At 67.5% G+C, this 17,702-nt stretch carries 20 protein-coding genes; 12 read left to right on the plus strand and 8 right to left on the minus strand.

The genetic code is table 11. From position 1 onward, the window contains the following. Positions 1-296 precede the first annotated feature (296 nt). Entirely contained in the window at positions 297-773 is a 477-nt protein-coding gene (locus tag THIX_RS03025; RefSeq protein WP_233224704.1) for a MaoC family dehydratase, read from the plus strand. Beyond that, on the plus strand, positions 770-1,222 hold the full coding sequence (locus THIX_RS03030) for an isoprenylcysteine carboxylmethyltransferase family protein (protein ID WP_233224365.1): 453 nt from the start codon (positions 770-772) through the stop codon (positions 1,220-1,222). The genes THIX_RS03025 and THIX_RS03030 overlap by 4 nt, the downstream gene beginning before the upstream one ends. Here the strand turns inward: THIX_RS03030 and THIX_RS03035 are convergent. The 3 genes from THIX_RS03035 to trpE form a co-directional block, all read right to left on the minus strand. Continuing rightward, positions 1,203-2,141, minus strand: coding sequence for a hypothetical protein (locus THIX_RS03035; RefSeq protein WP_112484825.1), 939 nt, complete (start codon positions 2,139-2,141; stop codon positions 1,203-1,205). The two genes, THIX_RS03030 and THIX_RS03035, sit on opposite strands and share 20 nt — an antisense overlap. Before the next feature lie 122 nt (positions 2,142-2,263). After that, on the minus strand, positions 2,264-2,878 hold the full coding sequence (gstA, locus tag THIX_RS03040; RefSeq protein WP_112484826.1) for a glutathione transferase GstA: 615 nt from the start codon (positions 2,876-2,878) through the stop codon (positions 2,264-2,266). 237 nt (positions 2,879-3,115) lie between these two features. After that, a complete protein-coding gene (gene trpE / locus THIX_RS03045; RefSeq protein WP_112484828.1) occupies positions 3,116-4,615 on the minus strand; it encodes an anthranilate synthase component I in 1,500 nt (499 codons plus the stop codon). 422 nt (positions 4,616-5,037) lie between these two features. Between trpE and THIX_RS03050 the strand changes: the two genes are divergently transcribed. The 3 genes from THIX_RS03050 (at position 5,038) to THIX_RS03060 (ending at position 7,340) form a co-directional block, all read left to right on the plus strand. Then, positions 5,038-5,652, plus strand: coding sequence for a chalcone isomerase family protein (locus tag THIX_RS03050; protein WP_158540787.1), 615 nt, complete (start codon positions 5,038-5,040; stop codon positions 5,650-5,652). 188 nt (positions 5,653-5,840) lie between these two features. After that, complete coding sequence (locus THIX_RS03055) at positions 5,841-6,449, plus strand: chalcone isomerase family protein (protein WP_112484832.1); 609 nt, start codon at positions 5,841-5,843, stop codon at positions 6,447-6,449. Positions 6,450-6,701: 252 nt separating this feature from the next. After that, positions 6,702-7,340, plus strand: a complete 639-nt coding sequence (locus THIX_RS03060) for an MBL fold metallo-hydrolase (protein WP_112484834.1) — start codon at positions 6,702-6,704, stop codon at positions 7,338-7,340. Positions 7,341-7,369: 29 nt separating this feature from the next. On the opposite strand, the gene THIX_RS03065 is transcribed toward THIX_RS03060, so the two are convergent. The 4 genes from THIX_RS03065 to pyrE all read right to left on the minus strand — a co-directional run bounded on the left by THIX_RS03065 (position 7,370) and on the right by pyrE (position 9,764). Continuing rightward, a complete protein-coding gene (locus tag THIX_RS03065) occupies positions 7,370-7,906 on the minus strand; it encodes a cytochrome b/b6 domain-containing protein (protein ID WP_112484835.1) in 537 nt (178 codons plus the stop codon). Further along, the gene (locus tag THIX_RS03070) at positions 7,903-8,193 is read right to left on the minus strand and encodes a PepSY domain-containing protein (protein WP_112484837.1); all 291 of its coding nucleotides are present in this window, start codon (positions 8,191-8,193) and stop codon (positions 7,903-7,905) included. Before THIX_RS03070 ends, THIX_RS03065 begins: the two co-directional genes overlap by 4 nt. A 186-nt stretch (positions 8,194-8,379) precedes the next feature. Then, positions 8,380-8,808: a BON domain-containing protein gene (locus THIX_RS23930; protein ID WP_233224366.1), complete on the minus strand. Its 429-nt coding sequence runs from the start codon at positions 8,806-8,808 to the stop codon at positions 8,380-8,382. Between the two features lie 260 nt (positions 8,809-9,068). Beyond that, positions 9,069-9,764 (minus strand): orotate phosphoribosyltransferase, encoded by a 696-nt coding sequence (pyrE, locus tag THIX_RS03080; RefSeq protein ID WP_112484839.1) that lies wholly within the window; start codon positions 9,762-9,764, stop codon positions 9,069-9,071. Between the two features lie 106 nt (positions 9,765-9,870). On the opposite strand from pyrE, the gene THIX_RS03085 reads away from it, so the two are divergent. From THIX_RS03085 to THIX_RS03115, 7 genes are all read left to right on the plus strand, one after another. Continuing rightward, positions 9,871-11,250 carry an MFS transporter gene (locus tag THIX_RS03085; RefSeq protein WP_112484841.1) on the plus strand — a complete coding sequence of 460 codons (1,380 nt, stop codon included), beginning with the start codon at positions 9,871-9,873 and terminating at the stop codon, positions 11,248-11,250. A gap of 74 nt (positions 11,251-11,324) precedes the next feature. Further along, the gene (locus THIX_RS03090; protein WP_112484842.1) at positions 11,325-12,323 is read left to right on the plus strand and encodes an SIS domain-containing protein; all 999 of its coding nucleotides are present in this window, start codon (positions 11,325-11,327) and stop codon (positions 12,321-12,323) included. A gap of 15 nt (positions 12,324-12,338) precedes the next feature. Then, on the plus strand, positions 12,339-12,968 hold the full coding sequence (locus THIX_RS03095; protein ID WP_112488107.1) for an HAD family hydrolase: 630 nt from the start codon (positions 12,339-12,341) through the stop codon (positions 12,966-12,968). A gap of 4 nt (positions 12,969-12,972) precedes the next feature. Next, entirely contained in the window at positions 12,973-13,569 is a 597-nt protein-coding gene (lptC, locus tag THIX_RS03100) for an LPS export ABC transporter periplasmic protein LptC (RefSeq protein ID WP_233224367.1), read from the plus strand. A gap of 103 nt (positions 13,570-13,672) precedes the next feature. Further along, positions 13,673-14,497, plus strand: coding sequence for an SDR family oxidoreductase (locus THIX_RS03105; RefSeq protein WP_112484846.1), 825 nt, complete (start codon positions 13,673-13,675; stop codon positions 14,495-14,497). 136 nt (positions 14,498-14,633) lie between these two features. After that, positions 14,634-15,515: a helical backbone metal receptor gene (locus THIX_RS03110; RefSeq protein ID WP_112484848.1), complete on the plus strand. Its 882-nt coding sequence runs from the start codon at positions 14,634-14,636 to the stop codon at positions 15,513-15,515. Between the two features lie 80 nt (positions 15,516-15,595). Next, positions 15,596-16,951, plus strand: coding sequence for an IS1182-like element ISThsp16 family transposase (locus THIX_RS03115; RefSeq protein WP_112484377.1), 1,356 nt, complete (start codon positions 15,596-15,598; stop codon positions 16,949-16,951). 166 nt (positions 16,952-17,117) lie between these two features. Here THIX_RS03115 and THIX_RS03120 read toward each other — a convergent pair whose 3' ends face one another. Beyond that, entirely contained in the window at positions 17,118-17,651 is a 534-nt protein-coding gene (locus THIX_RS03120) for a DUF6790 family protein (protein ID WP_112484851.1), read from the minus strand. Positions 17,652-17,702 lie beyond the last annotated feature (51 nt).

Here is a 17,702-nt window from a genome sequence, read left to right on the forward strand (position 1 = left end):
GTGAGCGGACGAGCTTCACCTTGGTGAAGGGGGTTTGTCCGGGGGATGCCATGGTGCCGCGCAACAGGTTCTACCATCGCGGCATGAACACGACCACCACACCCACTCCGCCCAACCCTGGGGGCACGCGCGAGGAAACACCAGGCCGCTCCCAAGCTTCCTTGATCTCTACGGAGAGCGGGGTGGCGTTGAGCGACGACCCTGGGGGCACGCGCGAGGAAACGCCGGGCCGCTCCCAAGTTTCCTTGACCCCCGCGGGGGGCAGGGCGGCGCAACGCGACGACCCTGGGGGCACCTTGTATTGGGAAGACTTCCCCCCCCACCATGTCACCGACTGCGGCAGCACCACCGTGAGCCGCGAAGCCATTCTCGACTTCGCCCGCCAGTTCGACCCGCAGCCTTTTCATGTGGACGAGGAGGCGGCGAAGCATTCCCTGTTCGGCGGCCTCGTCGCCAGCGGCTGGCACACCTGCGCCATCGCCATGCGCCTGATGTGCGACGCCTACCTGCTGCGCACCACCAGCCAGGGCGCTCCCGGCATCGACGAGTTGCGCTGGCTGAAACCCGTGCGTCCCGGCGATACCCTGAGCCTGCGCATGACGGTGCTGGAGGCGCGACCGATGCGCAGCAAGCCGCACCTGGGTCTGGTGCAGTCGCGCTGGGAGTTGTTCAACCAGCATGGCGACTGCGCCCTGACCATGAAGGGCTGGGGCATGTTCAAGCGGCGCGACGTTGCCGCCGCTGACGGACTCCAAGCGCAGGCTGCGCCTTGAACATCGGCCTGCCGATTGGTCTGCAGTCGCGCCTGTGGGTCGCGGCGCAGTTCGTGCTGATTGCCGCCATGGTGCTGTGGCCCGCCGACTGGCGCTGGGATGCGCTGGTCATCGCCCTGGGCATCGCCGCCATCGCGCTCGGGCTATGGGTGTTCGCCTACAACCGCCCGGGCAATTTCAACATCCGTCCCGAGCCCAAGGCCGGGGGCCAACTCATCACCGGCGGCCCTTACGGCTGGGTGCGCCACCCCATGTACGTGGCGCTGCTGCTGGGCATGGCGGGGGTGGCGGTGGGGTCGCACAGCCTGGTTCAGGCCGGCCTTTGGTTGGCGCTGCTGATCGTGCTCAATTTCAAGGCGGCACTGGAAGAGCGCCTGCTGCGCCAGCGCTGGCCGGATTACGCGGCGTATGCCCAGCGCACCCGGCGCTTCATTCCCGGCGTGTGGTGAACCAGGCAGCCGCGGTCAGCAGCAGGCAGGCGGCCAGCGCCGAGGCATTCGGCTGAGGCATCAGACCCGGTGCAATCCAGGCGTTGAAACACCAGACCAGCAGCACGGTGGCCAGTGGCGCGAGCCGCATCAGCGTGGCCAAGGGCCTGGGGCGTTGCGCGACGCCGGGCGCAAACCACAGCAGCGGCAAGGCCAGGCCACCCAGCAGCGCCTGCGCGCCGAGTGCGGCCCAGCCGATGCTGCTCGGCTGCATCAGCCAGTTCTCGCCCGCCGCCACCGAAGCCACGGGGAGCACCACCGCCGCGCCGATGAGTTGATAGAACAGGATTTTCTCGCCGCCGCAATGCGTCAGCCTCGGGCCGCGTGCAACCCAGGCCTCCATCGCCCAGACTCCGCCTGCCAGCAGGGCGGCGGTGACGGCATCGGCCGCTGCCGCGTGCGCGGCCAGCAGCGAGCCAGCCACCGCCAGCGCCAGCCCGGCCAGCCGCTTCACGCCGGACCGCGCTGACCGGGAATGCAGCCGGTTCCCCCGGCCGAGCGCGCCCCAGAAACTCAGGCAGGCTTGCGCCGCCACGAGCGCGGCGAAGACCAGCGCCACGGCCTGCGGCACCGGCAGGCGCACCAAGGCGAGATACATCAGGCCCAGCCGGGCGCTGAACAGCAGGCCGAGCAAGGCGCCGGGCGCCAGGGTGTCGTCCTGCGCGAACACCGGCACATTGCGCCAGCGCGTCCACAGCCACACCAGGAACAGCGCCGAGGTGGTCGCCACCGAGGCCTGCAGCAAGGGCGGAACGCTGGCCGCCGCGAGGCCAATGGCAAGCGGCTGCGTGGTCCACAGCAGGCTGCTCGCCAGATTGCCGGCCAACAGGCCGCCGGTTCTGGCGGCGCCCGAACCCGGAATGGCAACTTGACTGTTCATCGCCAGCGCTCCAAGGCGCTCCGATGGTGGCCCAGCCGTGTGCTGGGAGCGCGAGGACGTCGGCTCAAAACAAGCTCACGTCGTCGGCTGCGCAGGGGCGGATCGTCATCTAGGCTTGCACCTCAGCCCTTCTTCGCATCACGGTCTGCCGCCAGAGCCGCGGCCACGCCAGGACGGGTTTGCATGCGGGCCATGAAGGCCTGCAGCGCCGGCCAGCCCGTGAGCGCGGGGCCGGTGACGCCGGCCCAGGTCAGCACGGTGTAAAGGTAGGCGTCGGCCACGGAAAAGCCGGAGGGCAGCAGGTAGTCCTGCTTGGCGAGGGTCTGGCTGATGAGGTTGAAGCGCTCGCCCAGGCGCTGCTTTTGCGCCTCTTTCACCGCATCGGTGGAGGCCGGGTTGAACAGCGGGCTGAACTGCTTGTGCAACTCGGTGGAGATGAAGTTCAGCCACTCCTGCAGGCGGTAACGCTCCATCGTGCCATTGGCCGGGGCGAGCTTGGCTTCGGGCTTGCGGTCGGCCAGGTACTGCACGATGGCCGGGCCTTCGGTGAGGATGCTGCCGTCGTCGAGCTGCAGCACGGGCACATAGCCCTTGGGGTTGATGGCGCGGAAATCGCCGCCGCCGTCCAAGGCCTTGGTCTGCAGGTTCACCTTCACCATGTCGGCCGGCAAGCCCAGTTCGCTGAGCACGATGCGGGGCGAGAGGGAACAGGATCCGGGGCTGAAATACAGTTTCATGCAAGTCTCCAGGTTGGGCCGCGCGGCCAGGAACGTCGAGGCGCTGCAGCGGCAACAAAGGAGGTCGATGCTAGTCCGCGCACATGGTTTTTGCAGGCGCTGGCAGAGGACGGCCTCCAGGCCGCGCGCCGCGGCGGGCGCCTCCCGAGCAGGTGAGAAAGCTTCGGGCGGCCGAACGCTTTCTCAGGTCGGCTCCAAGCTGGCGGGCTGAGGCAGCGGCAGCCTCCCGAGAAAGCCTCAGCCGTCGAGCCCTTCCTGCACTTGCTCGGCAGCGCGCAGCACGGCGCGTGCCTTGGCCTCGGTCTCGCGCCATTCCATCTCGGGCACCGAGTCGGCCACCACGCCGGCGGCGGCTTGCACGTAGAGCCAGTGGTTCTTGATGATGCCGGTGCGAATGGCGATGGCCAGGTCCATGTCGCCGGCGAAGCTCCAGTAGCCCACGGCGCCGCCGTACAGGCCGCGGCGGGTGGGTTCGAGTTCGTCGATGACTTCCATCGCGCGAATCTTGGGCGCACCCGACAGGGTGCCGGCGGGGAAGGTGGCGCGCAGCACGTCCAGCGCCGACAGGCCCGGCTTGAGCAGGCCCTCGACATTGCTGACGATGTGCATCACATGCGAGTAGCGTTCGATGGCGAAGGCCTCGGTGACTTTCACGCTGCCGGTCTGGGCGATGCGGCCGAGATCGTTGCGCGCCAGATCGATGAGCATCAGGTGCTCGGCGCGCTCCTTCGGGTCGGCCAGCAACTCGCGTTCCTGGCGCGCGTCGTCCTCGCTGCTGGCGCCGCGCGGGCGGGTGCCGGCCAGCGGACGGATGGTGACTTTCTCGCCGCCTGCCACCGCTTCTTGCCGCACCAGAATTTCGGGCGAGGAGCCCACCACCTGGAAGTCGCCGAAGTTGTAGAAGTACATATAGGGCGAGGGGTTGATCGAGCGCAGCGCCCGGTACAGCGACAGCGGCGACTCGGCGTAGCGCTTGCGCAGGCGCTGGCCCACTTGCACCTGCATGAAGTCGCCGGCGGCAATCAACTCCTTCGCCTGCGCCACCGCCTGCAGGTAGTCGGCCTTGTCGAACTCGCGCTCGGTCGGCGTCACCGTGCTGCGCATCATGGGCGGCGCCGCGACCGAATAGCGCAAGTGCTCGCGCAGTGTTTGCAGCCGCGAGCGGGCGCGGCCATAGGCTTCGGGCTGGGCCGGGTCGGCGTAGACGATGAGGTAGAGCCGCCCCGAGAGGTTGTCGATCACCGCCAGCTCCTCGCTCAGCAGCAGCAGGATGTCGGGAAGGTCCAGCGGGTCGGGCTTGGGGTTCTTCGCCGCCGAGGCCATCAGCTTGGGCTCGATGTAACGCGCCGCGTCGTAGCCGAAGTAGCCGGCCAGGCCCCCGCAAAACCGCGGCATGCCGGCAGGCAGGGCGACTTTGAAACGGGCGTGATACGCCTCGATGAAATCCAGCGGCGGCTGCTCGGAGGTCTCGATCACGGCTCCATCGCGCAGCACCTGGGTGATGCCGTTCTTCACCCGCAGTTCGGTGCGCGCGCAAAGGCCGATGAAGGAATAGCGGCCGAAACGCTCGCCACCCACCACCGACTCCAGCAGGAAGCTGTTGCGCCCGCCCTGTGTCGGGTGGGCCAGCTTCAAGTAGAGCGACAGCGGCGTTTCCAGGTCGGCGAAAGCCTCGGAAACCAGGGCGATGCGGTTGAAGCCCTCGCGGGCCAGGGATTGAAATTCGAGTTCGGTCATGGCGTCTTCTCAGGCGCGGCCGGGGTGGCCGCCGGGTTCATCCGCTGCGGCCAGCCCGTGGCCGGCCGCGAGGTGGGGCTGCTTGCGGCGCGCGTGGCGCTCAAGCGGCGCAAGCAAATCGGGCACCGGGCCGCCAGGGCCAGGCTCCCCGGTCCGCGGAACCGGAAACATGCTTGCGGTGGATGAACATGAAGGTGCGGGAGGTTTGATCGGCCCATTGGCGCGATGACCTTGACTGTAGCAAACCCGCACTGCGTGGCGGCTCGCGCTGCGGCGCCTTGGTCCACGGATGGCGTCCGCAGCCCATGGCCGGCGGCGGTATCGGCCGTGGTGCCTTTTGGGTGATGTCCGGATTGCCAGGCCGGCTGATTTGTCGGAAACTGAACGAGCGTGCTTTTTATCCCAACAACTCAGGAGACTCCATGACCGCCCGCCGCCTCGCTCCGCGCTTTTTTGCTGCTGCACTGTTCGCCGTCACCCTGCAAATCGTCACCCTTCAAGCCGCCCATGCGCTGGAGATTCATGGCGTGCCGGTGGACGAAACCCGACAATTGGCCGGAAAAACGCTCCCGCTCAATGGCGTGGGGACGCGTTATTTTCTGTTCTTCAAGGTGTATGTCGCCGCGCTCTATTTGCCGCAAAAAACCAGCAACGCCCAGATGGCGCTCGACATGCCGGGGCCGAAGGAAATGCGCCTGGTGATGCTGCGTGACGTCACCGGCTCGGAACTGGGCAAGAAGCTCACCGAAGGCATCCAGAACAACGTCTCGGCGGAAGAATTCAGCGGGCTGATTCCCAGCATGGCGCGGCTGGGCGGCCTGTTCGCGCAAAAACGCAACCTCAAGACCGGCGAAGTCGTCACGCTGCGCTTCGTTCCAGACCATGGAACGACCATCGACATCGACGGTGTGCCGGCTGGCGCACCCTATACCGATCCCGATTTTTTCAAAGCCCTGCTGAAGATCTGGCTTGGCAAAGATCCTGCTGAAACTCGCCTGAAGAGCGCCCTGCTCGGAGACGCCGCCGTGAGCCAGTGAGGGACCGAGCGCAGCCTGGCGGCCTCGGTATTTTCCCGAGTGCCGAATGCGATTTGCCGGGGAAAGAGGGCCTCAAGATTGCGGATGCTCACAGCTTGTTGCGAAAACGCACGTCATTGGCGCGCAGTCGGTGAATAATCACGCGCTTATATAGCTTGCGTCAGCAGGCGCCACCCGAGGAGTCGTCCATGAAAAAACTGATGTTGGCCGCAGCACTGGCCGCAAGCTTTGCAACCGTCAACGCCTACGCCGCGATCAAGGTCGGCGGCGTGTCCGTCGAGCAGTCGGCGCCCGCTGACGGCATTCCGCTGTGGATCAACGGCGCCGGCGTCGTCAACCTCGCTGGCCACAGCCTGGCCGCGGCGCTGTATGTGCCCGAAAACACCACCTCCAACTCGGCCATCATGACGGCGAACATGAAGGAGCTGCGGCTGATCCCCATCAAGCCCATGGGCGGCGTCCAACTCGGCGAAGCCATCGACGCGCTGGTGAAAAAGAGCGTGTCGGCGGCGGCCTACAAAGGCTATGAGCCCGACCTGGCGAAGATGCAAGCCATGTTCAAAAGCGTCAAGACCATCGGCGCCGGCGAAACCGTGTCGCTTCGCTTCTTCAGCCGGCAAGGCACCTATGTGATGGTGCCGAATGGCCTGAAGATGGCCCCGATCGGTGGCCCCGAACTGTTCGACAGCATCGCCCGCGCCCTTCCTGCCAGGGTCATCAACAGCGTCGCCGTGCAGCGGCAAAACCATCCCTCTGCGCACTGCCCGGGTTGCGCAAAGCCAGAAAAAACCTTGTGACCAGGCTGTGGCCCGAGGCCTGCAGCCTGTATGAAAAAAGCCGGCGCCGGAGCCATCCGCCGCCGGCTTTTTCGTGGGCTGCGCGCAAGCTGAGGTCCGACTCGGACAGCAAGGGTCGGCGCAGAGCACGCTGCTTGGATTTGCGACCCCCAAGCCGAAGGCTCGTGAAACGGGCCAACGAGGTTTTGCCGCGTGTTCCGTGGTTCAGCCAGGTATCGCCGTATTCTGGAATTTTCCAACCATCAGATTCCCATGCTGCACTACCGCATTCTTCCTGTAACCCCGTTCGCGCAGAACTGCTGTTTGCTGTGGGATGACGCCACGCGCGAAGCCGTGCTCACGGACCCCGGCGGTGACCTCGACCGCGTGTTCGCCGAGGTTGCGGCGCAGGGCGTGAAGCTGCGCGGCGTGTGGCTCACGCATGCGCACATCGACCATGCCGGCGCCGCGGCTGCGGCGGCCAAGCGTGCAGGCGTGCCCATCGTCGGTCCGCACCCGGACGACCAGTTCTTGATCGACGGCTTGCCGCAACAGTCCAAGATGTTCGGCTTTCTCCCGGCCGAGGCGTTCACGCCCGACCGCTGGCTGCACGACGGCGACCAGCTCACCCTGGGCACGCTGCGCTTCGAGGTGCGCCATTGCCCGGGCCACACCCCCGGTCATGTGGTGTTCCACCAGCCCGAGGCCAAGCGCTGCTGGGTGGGCGACGTGCTGTTCGCCGGTTCCATCGGCCGGACCGATTTTCCGCGTGGCAATCACCAGCAGTTGCTCGACAGCATCACCCAGCGGCTCTGGCCCATGGGCGACGACACCGTGTTCATTCCGGGACATGGCCCGGAATCCACCTTCGGTGAAGAGCGCCGCAGCAATCCCTACGTCGGCGGCACTTGAGAACGCGCCCCCAGCGGCGCGCCGAGCGTTCAGTGCGGATAGCGGCGCCCGCTGAGCATGGCCAGCGGCAAAACGCGGCGACTGCGCAGGCTGGCCAGCGTGACGCCGCCCAGATGCAGGCCGATCATGGTCCACATGCCGTCCACCAACAGGGCATGGGCCGACTGCAGCGTTTCATCCCCCCAGAATGTGTCGGTGGTGAGCAAATGACCACTGAACGCCACGGCGCCAAGCAACAGCATTTGCCCGGCAATGGCCCAGCCGGCCAGGGGGTTGTAGCCGGTTCTCAGCGCGGCGCGGCCGTGGCGCAAGTCCACCGCATAGCGCCACACCCGGCGCGGCCCCACGATGAATGTGGCGAAGCGCAAAGCCTGCGGACCGCTCAGGCCATACAGCAAGCGCCACAGCAGCAGGCCAGCCAGGGTGTAACCCAGCCACTCATGCGCTTCGCGCCAGGCGGATTCAAGTGCCCAGGCGCCGACGAATGATGCGGCCAGAGCCCAGTGGTACAGGCGCAGGGCCAGCGGGATGCGATCGTCTGCGACGCGTGCTGTCGGCGCAGTCAATGACGTTCCTGCTTGACGATCTTGCCGTCCACCGGGTCGAAATAGATTTCGACCTTGGCGCCGGTCTTGTCCTTGCCGTAGATCTCGTAGCAATGCCCGGACGTGGTCTTGAACTTGGCGATGGCATAGCCCCGCGCTTCGAGGTCGGCGCGGAACTTGGCCGCATCCAACCATTTGGCGGGTGGCTCCTGGGTGCATTGCGGGCCGGCCAGGGCCGGGGCCGAACTCAGGCCAAGAAGGGCGGCGGCGCACAGCGCGCCAGCGGTCGACAAGGAAAAACGTGACATGGATCGTTACCGTTGATGACAAGATGAGTCAAATGATAACGATTCCTATTCTTTTAAGGCGCATGCCCCCAATGGGCTCGCGGGCTTAGGTCGGCAGGGTTGCTGCGCGCCGCGCCGTCCTCCGCGTTCGGGCCGCCCAACCCTGCCAGCGCGGCGGATGGAGCCCGGAACGAGAGGTCTGGTGCTTCAGCCCTGGACGTGCAGGTCGGACATCACCATTCTCACGCCCGGTACAGCCTGGGCAACTTGCACGGCGCGAGACGCGTCCTTGGAATTGGCGACGTTCCCTGTCAAATGGACCACGCCTTTGCGCGTGGCCACATGGATTTGCAGGCTCTTGAGCGACTGGTCCTTGAGCAACTCAGCCTTCACCTTGGTGGTGATGAGCGCATCATCCATGGACTTGGCGACGCCTTCCATGGGCGCTTGCGCTTGCACGGCGCCGCCTGCGTGGCCCTGCGCGCCGGCTTGAGGCTGCATCGCAGAGGGCGTTTGCATCGGGGCTGGATCTTGCGCCATGTCGGCAGCCTGTGCCCTGACGCCACTCAGGGCGAGCGCGATCAGCGTGGCGCCGGTGACGGGGATGATTTTGCCGAGGCGAGAGTTGGTCGTCATCACGAGATCCTTCGTTGGAAATGCCAGCAGCCAAGGTGCTGCTCGGCCTGCTTGACGCAAGCCCCATGCCACGGATGAAAGGTTCTTCCGAATCAGGGACCTGCGCACCTTTGCCCCCTTTTCGACAAGATCCACCGAGGCCGTGGCCCCCGATGGTGTCGCCTCGACCCGACAGCGTCTCGCCTTCCACGAGCAAGTGGTTGATTTGTCAGCCTTTGTCGTGTCACTCTGGGGCGACGCGCCCGCGGCCTTGGCCGGGCCTACGACACGCCATAACGTGCGCGGTAGTCGCGCACCTGCGGCAGCCACTGGGTCAGTTGCGCGTCCTGCGCTGTGCCCAGCATGGCGAGCAGGGCGTCGAGGTTGGCAATGGCCACCACCGGCAAACCATGGATGGTCTGCACATGCTGCACGGCCGACTGCTCCAGGGTCTGGCCGGCAATCGCGGCTTTTTCCTGCCGGTCCAGGGCGATGAGCACGGCTGCCGGGGTGGCTCCAGCAGCCCGTAACAGGCGTACGGATTCGCCGATGGCGGTCCCGGCGGAAATCACGTCGTCCACAATCACCACCCGCCCGGCGACCGGCGCGCCCACCAGGCTGCCGCCTTCGCCGTGGTCCTTGGCCTCCTTGCGGTTGTAGGCGAAGGGCGCGTTGCGCCCGCGCCGCGCCAGCTCGATGGACACGGCGGCCGCCAGGGCGATGCCCTTGTAGGCGGGGCCGAACAGCATGTCGAATTCCACGCCGCTGGCCAGGAGTGCGTCGGCATAGAACCCGGCCAGGCGGCCAAGCTTGGCGCCGTCGTTGAACAGTCCGGCGTTGAAAAAGTAGGGCGTGTCGCGCCCGGCCTTGGTGACAAAGGCGCCAAAGCGGATGACGCCGCTGTCGACGGCGAAGCGCACGAAGTCCTGGGCAAAAGCGCTTGGCGGGGTGGAGAGATGCTCAGGTGCTGGCGACATGGCTGGAGTCGGTGAGGGCTGCGAACGGTCACGCGCATGCTGCTCCGTGCGGCTGCTGCGCGCGCGCGACCGGAGGCTATGCTACGGCCTGCCCTTTCCACCGCGCATGTCAGCCCCTGCCCCTGCCGTCACCCAGAAACCGCCGCCATGGCCCTTGCTGCGCCAGGTGTTCGGCAACCGTCGCATGGCAGCGTTGCTGCTGCTGGGTTTCTCCTCCGGCTTGCCGCTGGCGCTGACCGCCGGCACCTTGCAGGCCTGGTTGACGGTGCAGGGCGTGAGCCTGAAAGCCATCGGCTTCGCCACACTCATCGGCCAGGCCTATGTGTTCAAGTTTCTCTGGGCGCCGGGCATGGACCGCATCCACCCGCCGCTGCTGGCGCGCTGGCTGGGGCGGCGGCGCGGCTGGCTGCTGCTGATGCAGGCGGCGTTGGCGGCGAGTCTCGGAGCGATGGCGCTGGTCGGCATTCCGGCGCCGGGGGCTGCCATGGCCTGGCCGGGCCTCGAACATGCGGCCGCCGCGCTCGGCGTGGCTGCCAGCGAGATGCGCCTGGTTCCCGTGGGCCTGCTGGCGGTGGCCGTGGCCTTCTTCTCGGCGTCGCAAGACATCGTCATCGACGCCTACCGCACCGATCTGCTGCCGCCCGAGGAGCGTGGCGCCGGCGCTGCCGTGGCCGTGCTGGGCTACCGCATGGCCATGCTGGTGTCGGGCGGCCTGGGCCTGTGGCTGGCGGCCGAATACCTGGGCTGGCGCGGCATGTACGCGCTGATGGCGATGCTCATGGCCGTGCTCATGCTGGCCACGCTGTTCGCGCCGCCCACCCCCGGCCACATCACCCCGCCGCGCAGCCTGGCCGCAGCGGTGGTGGAGCCGGCGCGCGAGTTTTTTTCGCGCCAAGGCGCGGTGGCGCTGCTGGTCGCCATCGTGTTGTACAAGCTGGGGGACGCCTTTGCCGGGGCGCTGTCCACCACCTTCCTGATTCGCGGTGCCGGCTACACCCCGGCTGAAGTCGGGCTGGTGTACAAGACCATGGGTCTGGCCACCACCATCGTCGGCGCCCTGCTCGGTGGTGCGCTGCTGGCGCGGCTGGGTTTGTGGCGTGCGCTGGTGTGGTTCGGCATCGCCCAGGGCTTATCGAATCTGGCGTACTGGGGGCTGGCGGTGCTGCCGTCCAACCTGCTGTTGATGGGCGCGGCGGTGGGCATCGAGAACTTCACTGGCGGCATGGGCACCGCCGCTTTCGTCGCCTTCTTGTCAGCGCTGTGCGACACCCGCTTCTCGGCCACCCAGTTCGCGTTGCTGTCGGCGCTGTCGGCGGTCGGCCGGGTGTATGTCGGTCCGGCCACCGGCTATCTGGTGGAAGCCTGGGGCTGGCCGCATTTCTACCTGTTCACCGTGGTCGCTTCGGCGCCCGGAGTGCTGATGCTGGTGTGGTTGCGCCGCGTGGTGGAAACGCAGGACCGCCTCCACGCACCGCGCCCGCAGTAGCGCCAGGGCCGGTCCGCGCGGCGCCGGCAAGTCGCCACCCGCCAAGCTGCCCCCGCTGCCTATACTGCCCCCCGATGAAGCCCGTATTCCATCCCGAACAAGCCCTGCAACTGGGGCGCAACACCCTGCAGATCGAGGCCGCCGCCGTGCTGGCCCTGGCCGAGCGCATCGGCCAGCCGCCGCTGGCCGATGCGTTCACCGCGGCCGTGCGCTGCATCCTGGCCTGCAGCGGCCGCGTGGTGGTGTCGGGCATGGGCAAGAGCGGACATATTGCGCGCAAGCTGGCGGCCACGCTGGCGTCCACCGGAACCCCGGCCTACTTCGTGCACCCGGCCGATGCCAGCCACGGCGACTTAGGCATGGTGACCGATGCCGATGTGTTCATCGCCCTGTCCAACTCGGGGGAGAGCGAGGAACTGGTGCGCATCGTGCCGCTGATCAAGCGCCTGGGCGCCAAGCTCATCACCATCACCGGGCGTGTCGATTCCACCCTGGCGCAGCATGCCGACATCCACCTCGATTGCGCCGTGGAGCAGGAAGCCTGCCCGATGAACCTCGCGCCCACGGCCAGCACCACCGCGCAACTGGCGCTGGGCGACGCACTGGCCGTGGCGCTGCTGGATGCGCGCGGCTTCGGCCCCGACGATTTCGCCCGCACCCATCCCGGCGGCAGCCTGGGGCGCAAGCTGCTCACCCATGTGGCCGACGTGATGCGCGCCGGCGACGCCGTGCCGCGCGTCGGGCAGGCCGCGCCGTTCTCCGCCGCGCTGCTGGAGATGACGCGCAAGGGCCTGGGCATGACCGCGGTGGTGGACGATGCCGGCGCGCTGCTCGGCGTCATCACCGACGGCGATTTGCGCCGCCTGCTCGAACGCGGCGTGGACCTGCGCCAGCTCTCGGCCGGCCAGGCCATGCACCCGAATCCGCGCACCATCGGCGAGGGCGCGCTGGCCGTCGAGGCGGTGCAGATGATGGAGCAGCACCGCGTCAACCAGATGCTGGTGGTGGACGCGCACAACCAGCCCATCGGCGCGCTGAACATGCACGACCTGTTCGCCGCCAAGGTGGTGTGAGTGCCCGAGCAAGCCATGACGCCAACCCCTGCCGCCTTCGATACCCGCCCGCGTCTGAACTTCGACGCCGAAGTCCTGCTGCGGGCGCAAGCCGCGCGCGTGCTGCTGCTCGACGTCGACGGCGTGCTCACTCCCGGCGATCTGCTGGTGGGCGAGGGCGGCGAAGTCATCAAGCGCTTCTCCACACTCGACGGCCACGGCCTCAAGTTGCTGGCCGCAAGCGGCGTGCTGCCGGTGGTGGTGTCGGGCCGCGACAGCCCACCGCTGCGCGAGCGTCTGCGCGAGCTGGGGCTGGAGGCCCATGCCGTGCTCGGCAAGTCGCGCAAGCTGCCGGGGGCCGAAGGCATTCTGCGCGAGCTGGGTCTGAGCTGGGAGCAGGCCGCCGTGATGGGTGACGACTGGCCCGACCTGCCCCTGCTGGTGCGCGCGCAACTCGCCGCCTGCCCGCCCGAGGCGCATCCGGAAGTGTTGGCGCGGGTGCATTACCGCACGGCGGCTGCGGCCGGTTTCGGCGCGGTGCGCGAGATCTGCGATCTGCTGCTGGTGGCGCAAGGCGCGTACCGCCGCCTGCTCGAACGGACCATCGCTGGCGAGGAGGAGGGCCTGCCGAGGCCGGCGGTGCCGTCTTCGCCTGCCCGGGGCTAACACCATGTCACGCTGGATGCGCCTGTGGCGCCGCATGTCCACGTTCCTGCCGCCGCTGCTCATGGTGCTGCTGGCGGCGTTCAGCTGGTGGGTGGCGCGGGAGGCCATGCATGCCGGACACGGCCCAGGCGGTGCGCCCGAACCGCCGCAAAAGCCCGATTATTTCCTGCACGACTTTCACACCAGCTCGTTCAACGCCCGGGGCCAGCTCACCGCCCAGCTCAGCGGCGCGGCGATGCAGCACATCCCCGGCAACAACACCGTGCACATCACCGCGCCGGTGTTGCGCGTCCTGAGCCCGCAAGGCGTGATGACCACGGCGCAGGCGCAAAACGGCATCAGCAACGCCGACGCCAGCAATGTGCAATTGCTCGGCGACGCGGTGGTGCATCGCTCCGTGCCCGGCGCGCCGGAACTCACCGTGCGCAGCGACTTCCTCAACATCTTCCCCAATGCCCAGCGGCTCTCGTCGAACCGGCCGACCACGGTGCAACGCGGCGCCACGGTGTTCTCCGGCGGCAGCCTGGAGATGAACGGACTGGACGGGACTTTCGCCATGCAGGGCAAGGTGAGTGGCAAGCTGGCGGGCGCAGGGGGTTGATTGCCCCAGGGCGCCGCGTGCGCTACCCGCCATCCGAGGGGATGAAGGAAACTCGGGAACGGCCCTTCGCCGCCTTGAGAATTTTTCCAGCAGGACATCGTCCATGAACGCCCAAACCGACGCCACGCATCCACCCACCGTTCTCATCACCGGCGCATCCAGCGGCATCGGCGCGGCGCTCGCGCAGGCCTATGCCGCGCGTGGCTGGCGGCTGGTGCTGGTGGGCCGCAAGGCCGAAGCCTTGCGCGCCACCGCCGCAGCATGCGCCCGGGCGCAGGGCATGCAAGGCGTGGACCCCGGACGCATTCGCCTCATCACCCTCGATTTGTTGCAAACCGAAGCCTGGCGCGAGCAAGCCGGCGCCCTGGTGCAAGCCTGGGGCTGCCCGCAGGTGGTCATCGCCAACGCCGGCATCAGCCATGGCGTGGACCTGGCGCGCCCGGAAGACTTGGCTGCGGCGCGCGAGGTGATGGACAGCAACTGGCTGGCGGCCTTGGCCACGTTGGCGCCCTTCATTGCACCCATGCGCGCGCGCGGCAACGGCACGCTGGTGGGCGTTGCCAGTGTTGCCGGCGTGCGCGGCCTGCCGGGGCACGCGGCTTACTGCGCGAGCAAGGCGGCGCTGATTCACGCGCTGGAGAGCCTGCGCGTGGAGTTGCGCGGCTCGGGCGTGCGCGTGGTCACCATCAGCCCCGGTTATGTCGCCACGCCGCTCACGGCGGGCAATCCCTTTCCCATGCCCTTTCTCATGCTGCCGGACGCTTTTGCGCGCCGCGCGCTGCGCGTCATCGAGTGCGGCCGTGCCTACGCCACCATCCCCTGGCCGATGGCCGTGGTGAGCAAGCTGCTGCATGTGCTGCCGCGCGCCTGGTACGACCCCATCATGGCCGGGCAGCGGCGCAAACCGCGCAAGCCGCATCAGCCGTAGGCGGCTTGCGCCGCCGCTTCGCTGCAAGGCGGCGATTCGTTGCTGTCCCGCGAAGTCGGTCGCTGCGGCGCGCAGGCACATGGCCGCAAACCCGGGCCGACGAGCTTGCGACAATCGCCAGTCACCGCATCTGTCCATGCAAGCCGTCCGCACATCCTCTTCCGGCAACCGCGACGCCGTCGACGCGCTGGGCCAGCGCTTTGCTCCGGCGGGCGCCGAAACGCGCATCGCCAGCCTGGTCCCCAGCTTGACCGAAACCCTGTTCGATCTGGGCCTGGGAGCGCAAGTGGTGGCGCGCACCGGGTTTTGCATCCACCCCGCTGCAGCGGTGCGCGCCGTACCCAAGGTGGGTGGCACCAAGGACGTGAACCTCGCGCGCCTGCGTGCGCTGGCCCCCAGCCATGTGCTGGTGAATGTGGACGAGAACACGCGTGAAACCGTGGCTGCGCTGCGCACCTTCGTGCCGCAGGTGGTGGTGACGCATCCGCAGGCGCCGGCTGACAACCTTGCGCTGCTGGCGCTGCTGGGCGAACTGTTCGGTGACGCGCCCGGCGTGAAAGTTCGCGCACTGCAGCTTGCAAACGCCTTGCAGGCGCAACTCGCCGCCCTGGCGGCCCAACCCTGGCCGGCGCGCCGCGTCCTTTACCTCATCTGGCGCGAGCCGTGGATGACCGTGGCGCGCGACACCTATATCGCGCGCACCCTGGCCTGCGTTGGCTGGAACACGCTGCCGGAGGTGGTGGGTGGCGATGGCATGGCCACACCCGGCGCGGCGCGCTACCCGGTGTTCGGCTGGGATGCGCCCTGGCTGCGCGAGGTGGATCTGGTGCTGCTGTCGACCGAGCCTTACCGCTTCCAGCACCGCGATGTGGATGCGGCGCGCGCCCTGCTCGCGGCGCGTGGCCTGCACCCCGAGGTGCGCCTGATCGACGGCGAATGGTGCTCCTGGTATGGCAGCCGCGCCGCGCGCAGCCTGCCGCGGCTGGCTGCGCTCGCGGCGTTGATCAACCCGGCCTAGGAGACTGTCGGACTTTGCGGTCTTCCGGATGAAGACGCTATCCGAGACAATTGCTGCTGCACAACCGAGAGCCCGAGCCGATGAGCCGCTTCGTCCCTGTTGACCGAGACACCGCATATCTGTTGCCACCGTCGGTGGACGAATGGCTGCCCACTGATCACTTGGCGCGCTTCGTGGTCGAAGTCATCGAGCAGCTTGATCTGGGCGATCTGGCCCGACAGTACGCAGGCCGGGGCTCGGCGGCGCACCATCCGGCGGTGCTGCTGGGCCTGCTGATCTACGGCTACGCCAACGGCGTGCACTCCAGCCGCAAGATCGAGCGGGCGACCTACGACTCGGTGGCGTTCCGCTTTGTTGCGGCCAATACCCACCCCGATCACGACACGCTGGCGACGTTCCGCCGCCGCTTCTTGAAGGAGGTGGAGGCACTGTTCGTGCAGGTGCTGGTTCTGGCGCGCGAGATGAAGCTGCTCAAGCTCGGACACATCGCGCTGGATGGCACCAAGATCGACGCCAACGCCAGCAAGCACAAGGCCTTGTCGTGGGCTCATGCCAACAAGATCGAGGCGCAGCTGCGCCAGGAAGTACAAACGCTGCTGGCGCTGGCAGAGAACAGCGACCGCGCGACGGTACCCGACGGCATGGATGTGCCGGCGGAGATCGCCCTGCGTGCAGATCGCTTGAGCGCAATCGCGCAGGCCAAGGCCAAGATCGAGCAGCGCGCCAGCGAACGCCATCAGGTCGAGCAGCAGGAGTACGAGGCCAAGACCGCCAAGCGCCAAGCCCAGCGCGAGGCGGGCAAGAAGCCGCGCGGCAAGGACCCTGAGCCGCCAGAGGCCGGCCCCCGGAGCAGCGATCAGGTCAACCTCACGGATGAAGAGTCGCGCATCATGCCCGTGTCGGGTGGGGGCTTCGAGCAAAGCTACAACGCACAAGCCGGCGTGGACATCGCGACGATGATGGTGATCACCCAGCATGTGAGCCAGGCATCCAACGACAAGCGCGAAGTTGTGCCTACGCTGCAGCAGATCCAAGCGTTACCCGCGGTGCTGGGCGAGGTGCACACGCTCATCACGGACAACGGCTTCTTCAGCCAAGCCAACGTGATCGCGTGCAACGACGCGGGTATCGAGCCGCTGCTGGCGCTCAAGCGGGAGTCGCATCACACGCCGGTGATGGGGCGCTTTGCACCCGATGTGCCCGAGCCCCAGACGACGGATCCGCTCGTGCAGATGGCACACCGCCTGGGCACGCAAGCAGGCCGAGCCCTGTACGGCCTGCGCAAGCAGACAGTGGAGCCGGTGTTCGGCATCATCAAGCAAGTGATGGGTTGGCGCCAGATGAGCATGCGCGGGCTGGCCAAGGCACAAGGCGAATGGAGCTTGGTGACCATGGCTTGGAACATCAAGCGCATGCACGTCCTGCGAGCCGCGTGAGGGCAATAGTGCGCCCCGACCACGCCAAAACCGAGTCCCCAGGCCGCCCCATGTGCCCTCACAGTGTCTCGCCAACCATCGAGAGCGTTCGATCAGCGCGCCGCTGTCAAAAAAAACGCGTCGCACTGATCAATCGGATTCGCTCGGGTTCAAGTCCGACAGCCTCCTAGAGCCGCGAACGCGCGAACACGCTGCGCCGGCTCTGTGCCTTGGCTTGCCAGGCGAGCAGGGCGAAGCCGACGAGGGGGACGAGGATGTCGGTGCCGAGCATGGCGCCGACATTGCCCTGGGCATAGTCGTGCGCTTGCTGCAGTTGCACCCCATGGCCGATGGCCGCGCCCCAGAGGAAGGCCGCGGGGCCGAGCACGGCGGCGAGGCGTAAACCGAGGCCACCGAACGCGGCGAAAACCCCCACCAGGGCGAAGCCCAGGCTGGCCGTTCCCACCTCATACTGGAAGGGGCTGGGTGCCCAGCCGATCAAGCGCGCGGCCAGGTCGCCATAAAAGCTGTGGAACACGAAGTTGATGAAAAAACTCAGGCCCACCGAGCACAGCAGGAACCAGCGCAGAAAGGTGGAGGCAATGCGTTCAGGGGTACGCTCGCGCCGCGTGAGCGCGAGCGACGCCATGGCCAGCAGCACGCCGAGCAGCAGCAGGGTGAGCGGGAAATTGTCGAACGCGAGACGGATCAACGAGGCCATGGGCAGCACTCCGGTTCGATTGGTGATGGCCCTGGCAAGATGGAGCGCTGC

It is taken from the genome of Thiomonas sp. X19 (genome assembly GCF_900089495.1).
In the GTDB taxonomy this organism is placed as follows: domain Bacteria; phylum Pseudomonadota; class Gammaproteobacteria; order Burkholderiales; family Burkholderiaceae_C; genus Thiomonas_A.

Excerpts from the sequence above, each read along its gene's own strand:
- THIX_RS03035 (WP_112484825.1), bottom strand. The coding sequence starts at position 2,141 with ATGAACAGTCAAGTTGCCATTCCGGGTTCGGGCGCCGCCAGAACCGGC.
- gstA (WP_112484826.1), bottom strand. The coding sequence starts at position 2,878 with ATGAAACTGTATTTCAGCCCCGGATCCTGTTCCCTCTCGCCCCGCATC.
- trpE (WP_112484828.1), bottom strand. The coding sequence starts at position 4,615 with ATGACCGAACTCGAATTTCAATCCCTGGCCCGCGAGGGCTTCAACCGC.
- THIX_RS03050 (WP_158540787.1), top strand. The coding sequence starts at position 5,038 with ATGACCGCCCGCCGCCTCGCTCCGCGCTTTTTTGCTGCTGCACTGTTC.
- THIX_RS03055 (WP_112484832.1), top strand. The coding sequence starts at position 5,841 with ATGAAAAAACTGATGTTGGCCGCAGCACTGGCCGCAAGCTTTGCAACC.
- THIX_RS03060 (WP_112484834.1), top strand. The coding sequence starts at position 6,702 with ATGCTGCACTACCGCATTCTTCCTGTAACCCCGTTCGCGCAGAACTGC.
- THIX_RS03070 (WP_112484837.1), bottom strand. The coding sequence starts at position 8,193 with ATGTCACGTTTTTCCTTGTCGACCGCTGGCGCGCTGTGCGCCGCCGCC.
- THIX_RS23930 (WP_233224366.1), bottom strand. The coding sequence starts at position 8,808 with ATGACGACCAACTCTCGCCTCGGCAAAATCATCCCCGTCACCGGCGCC.
- pyrE (WP_112484839.1), bottom strand. The coding sequence starts at position 9,764 with ATGTCGCCAGCACCTGAGCATCTCTCCACCCCGCCAAGCGCTTTTGCC.
- THIX_RS03085 (WP_112484841.1), top strand. The coding sequence starts at position 9,871 with ATGTCAGCCCCTGCCCCTGCCGTCACCCAGAAACCGCCGCCATGGCCC.
- THIX_RS03090 (WP_112484842.1), top strand. The coding sequence starts at position 11,325 with ATGAAGCCCGTATTCCATCCCGAACAAGCCCTGCAACTGGGGCGCAAC.
- THIX_RS03095 (WP_112488107.1), top strand. The coding sequence starts at position 12,339 with ATGACGCCAACCCCTGCCGCCTTCGATACCCGCCCGCGTCTGAACTTC.
- lptC (WP_233224367.1), top strand. The coding sequence starts at position 12,973 with ATGTCACGCTGGATGCGCCTGTGGCGCCGCATGTCCACGTTCCTGCCG.
- THIX_RS03105 (WP_112484846.1), top strand. The coding sequence starts at position 13,673 with ATGAACGCCCAAACCGACGCCACGCATCCACCCACCGTTCTCATCACC.
- THIX_RS03110 (WP_112484848.1), top strand. The coding sequence starts at position 14,634 with ATGCAAGCCGTCCGCACATCCTCTTCCGGCAACCGCGACGCCGTCGAC.
- THIX_RS03115 (WP_112484377.1), top strand. The coding sequence starts at position 15,596 with ATGAGCCGCTTCGTCCCTGTTGACCGAGACACCGCATATCTGTTGCCA.
- THIX_RS03120 (WP_112484851.1), bottom strand. The coding sequence starts at position 17,651 with ATGGCCTCGTTGATCCGTCTCGCGTTCGACAATTTCCCGCTCACCCTG.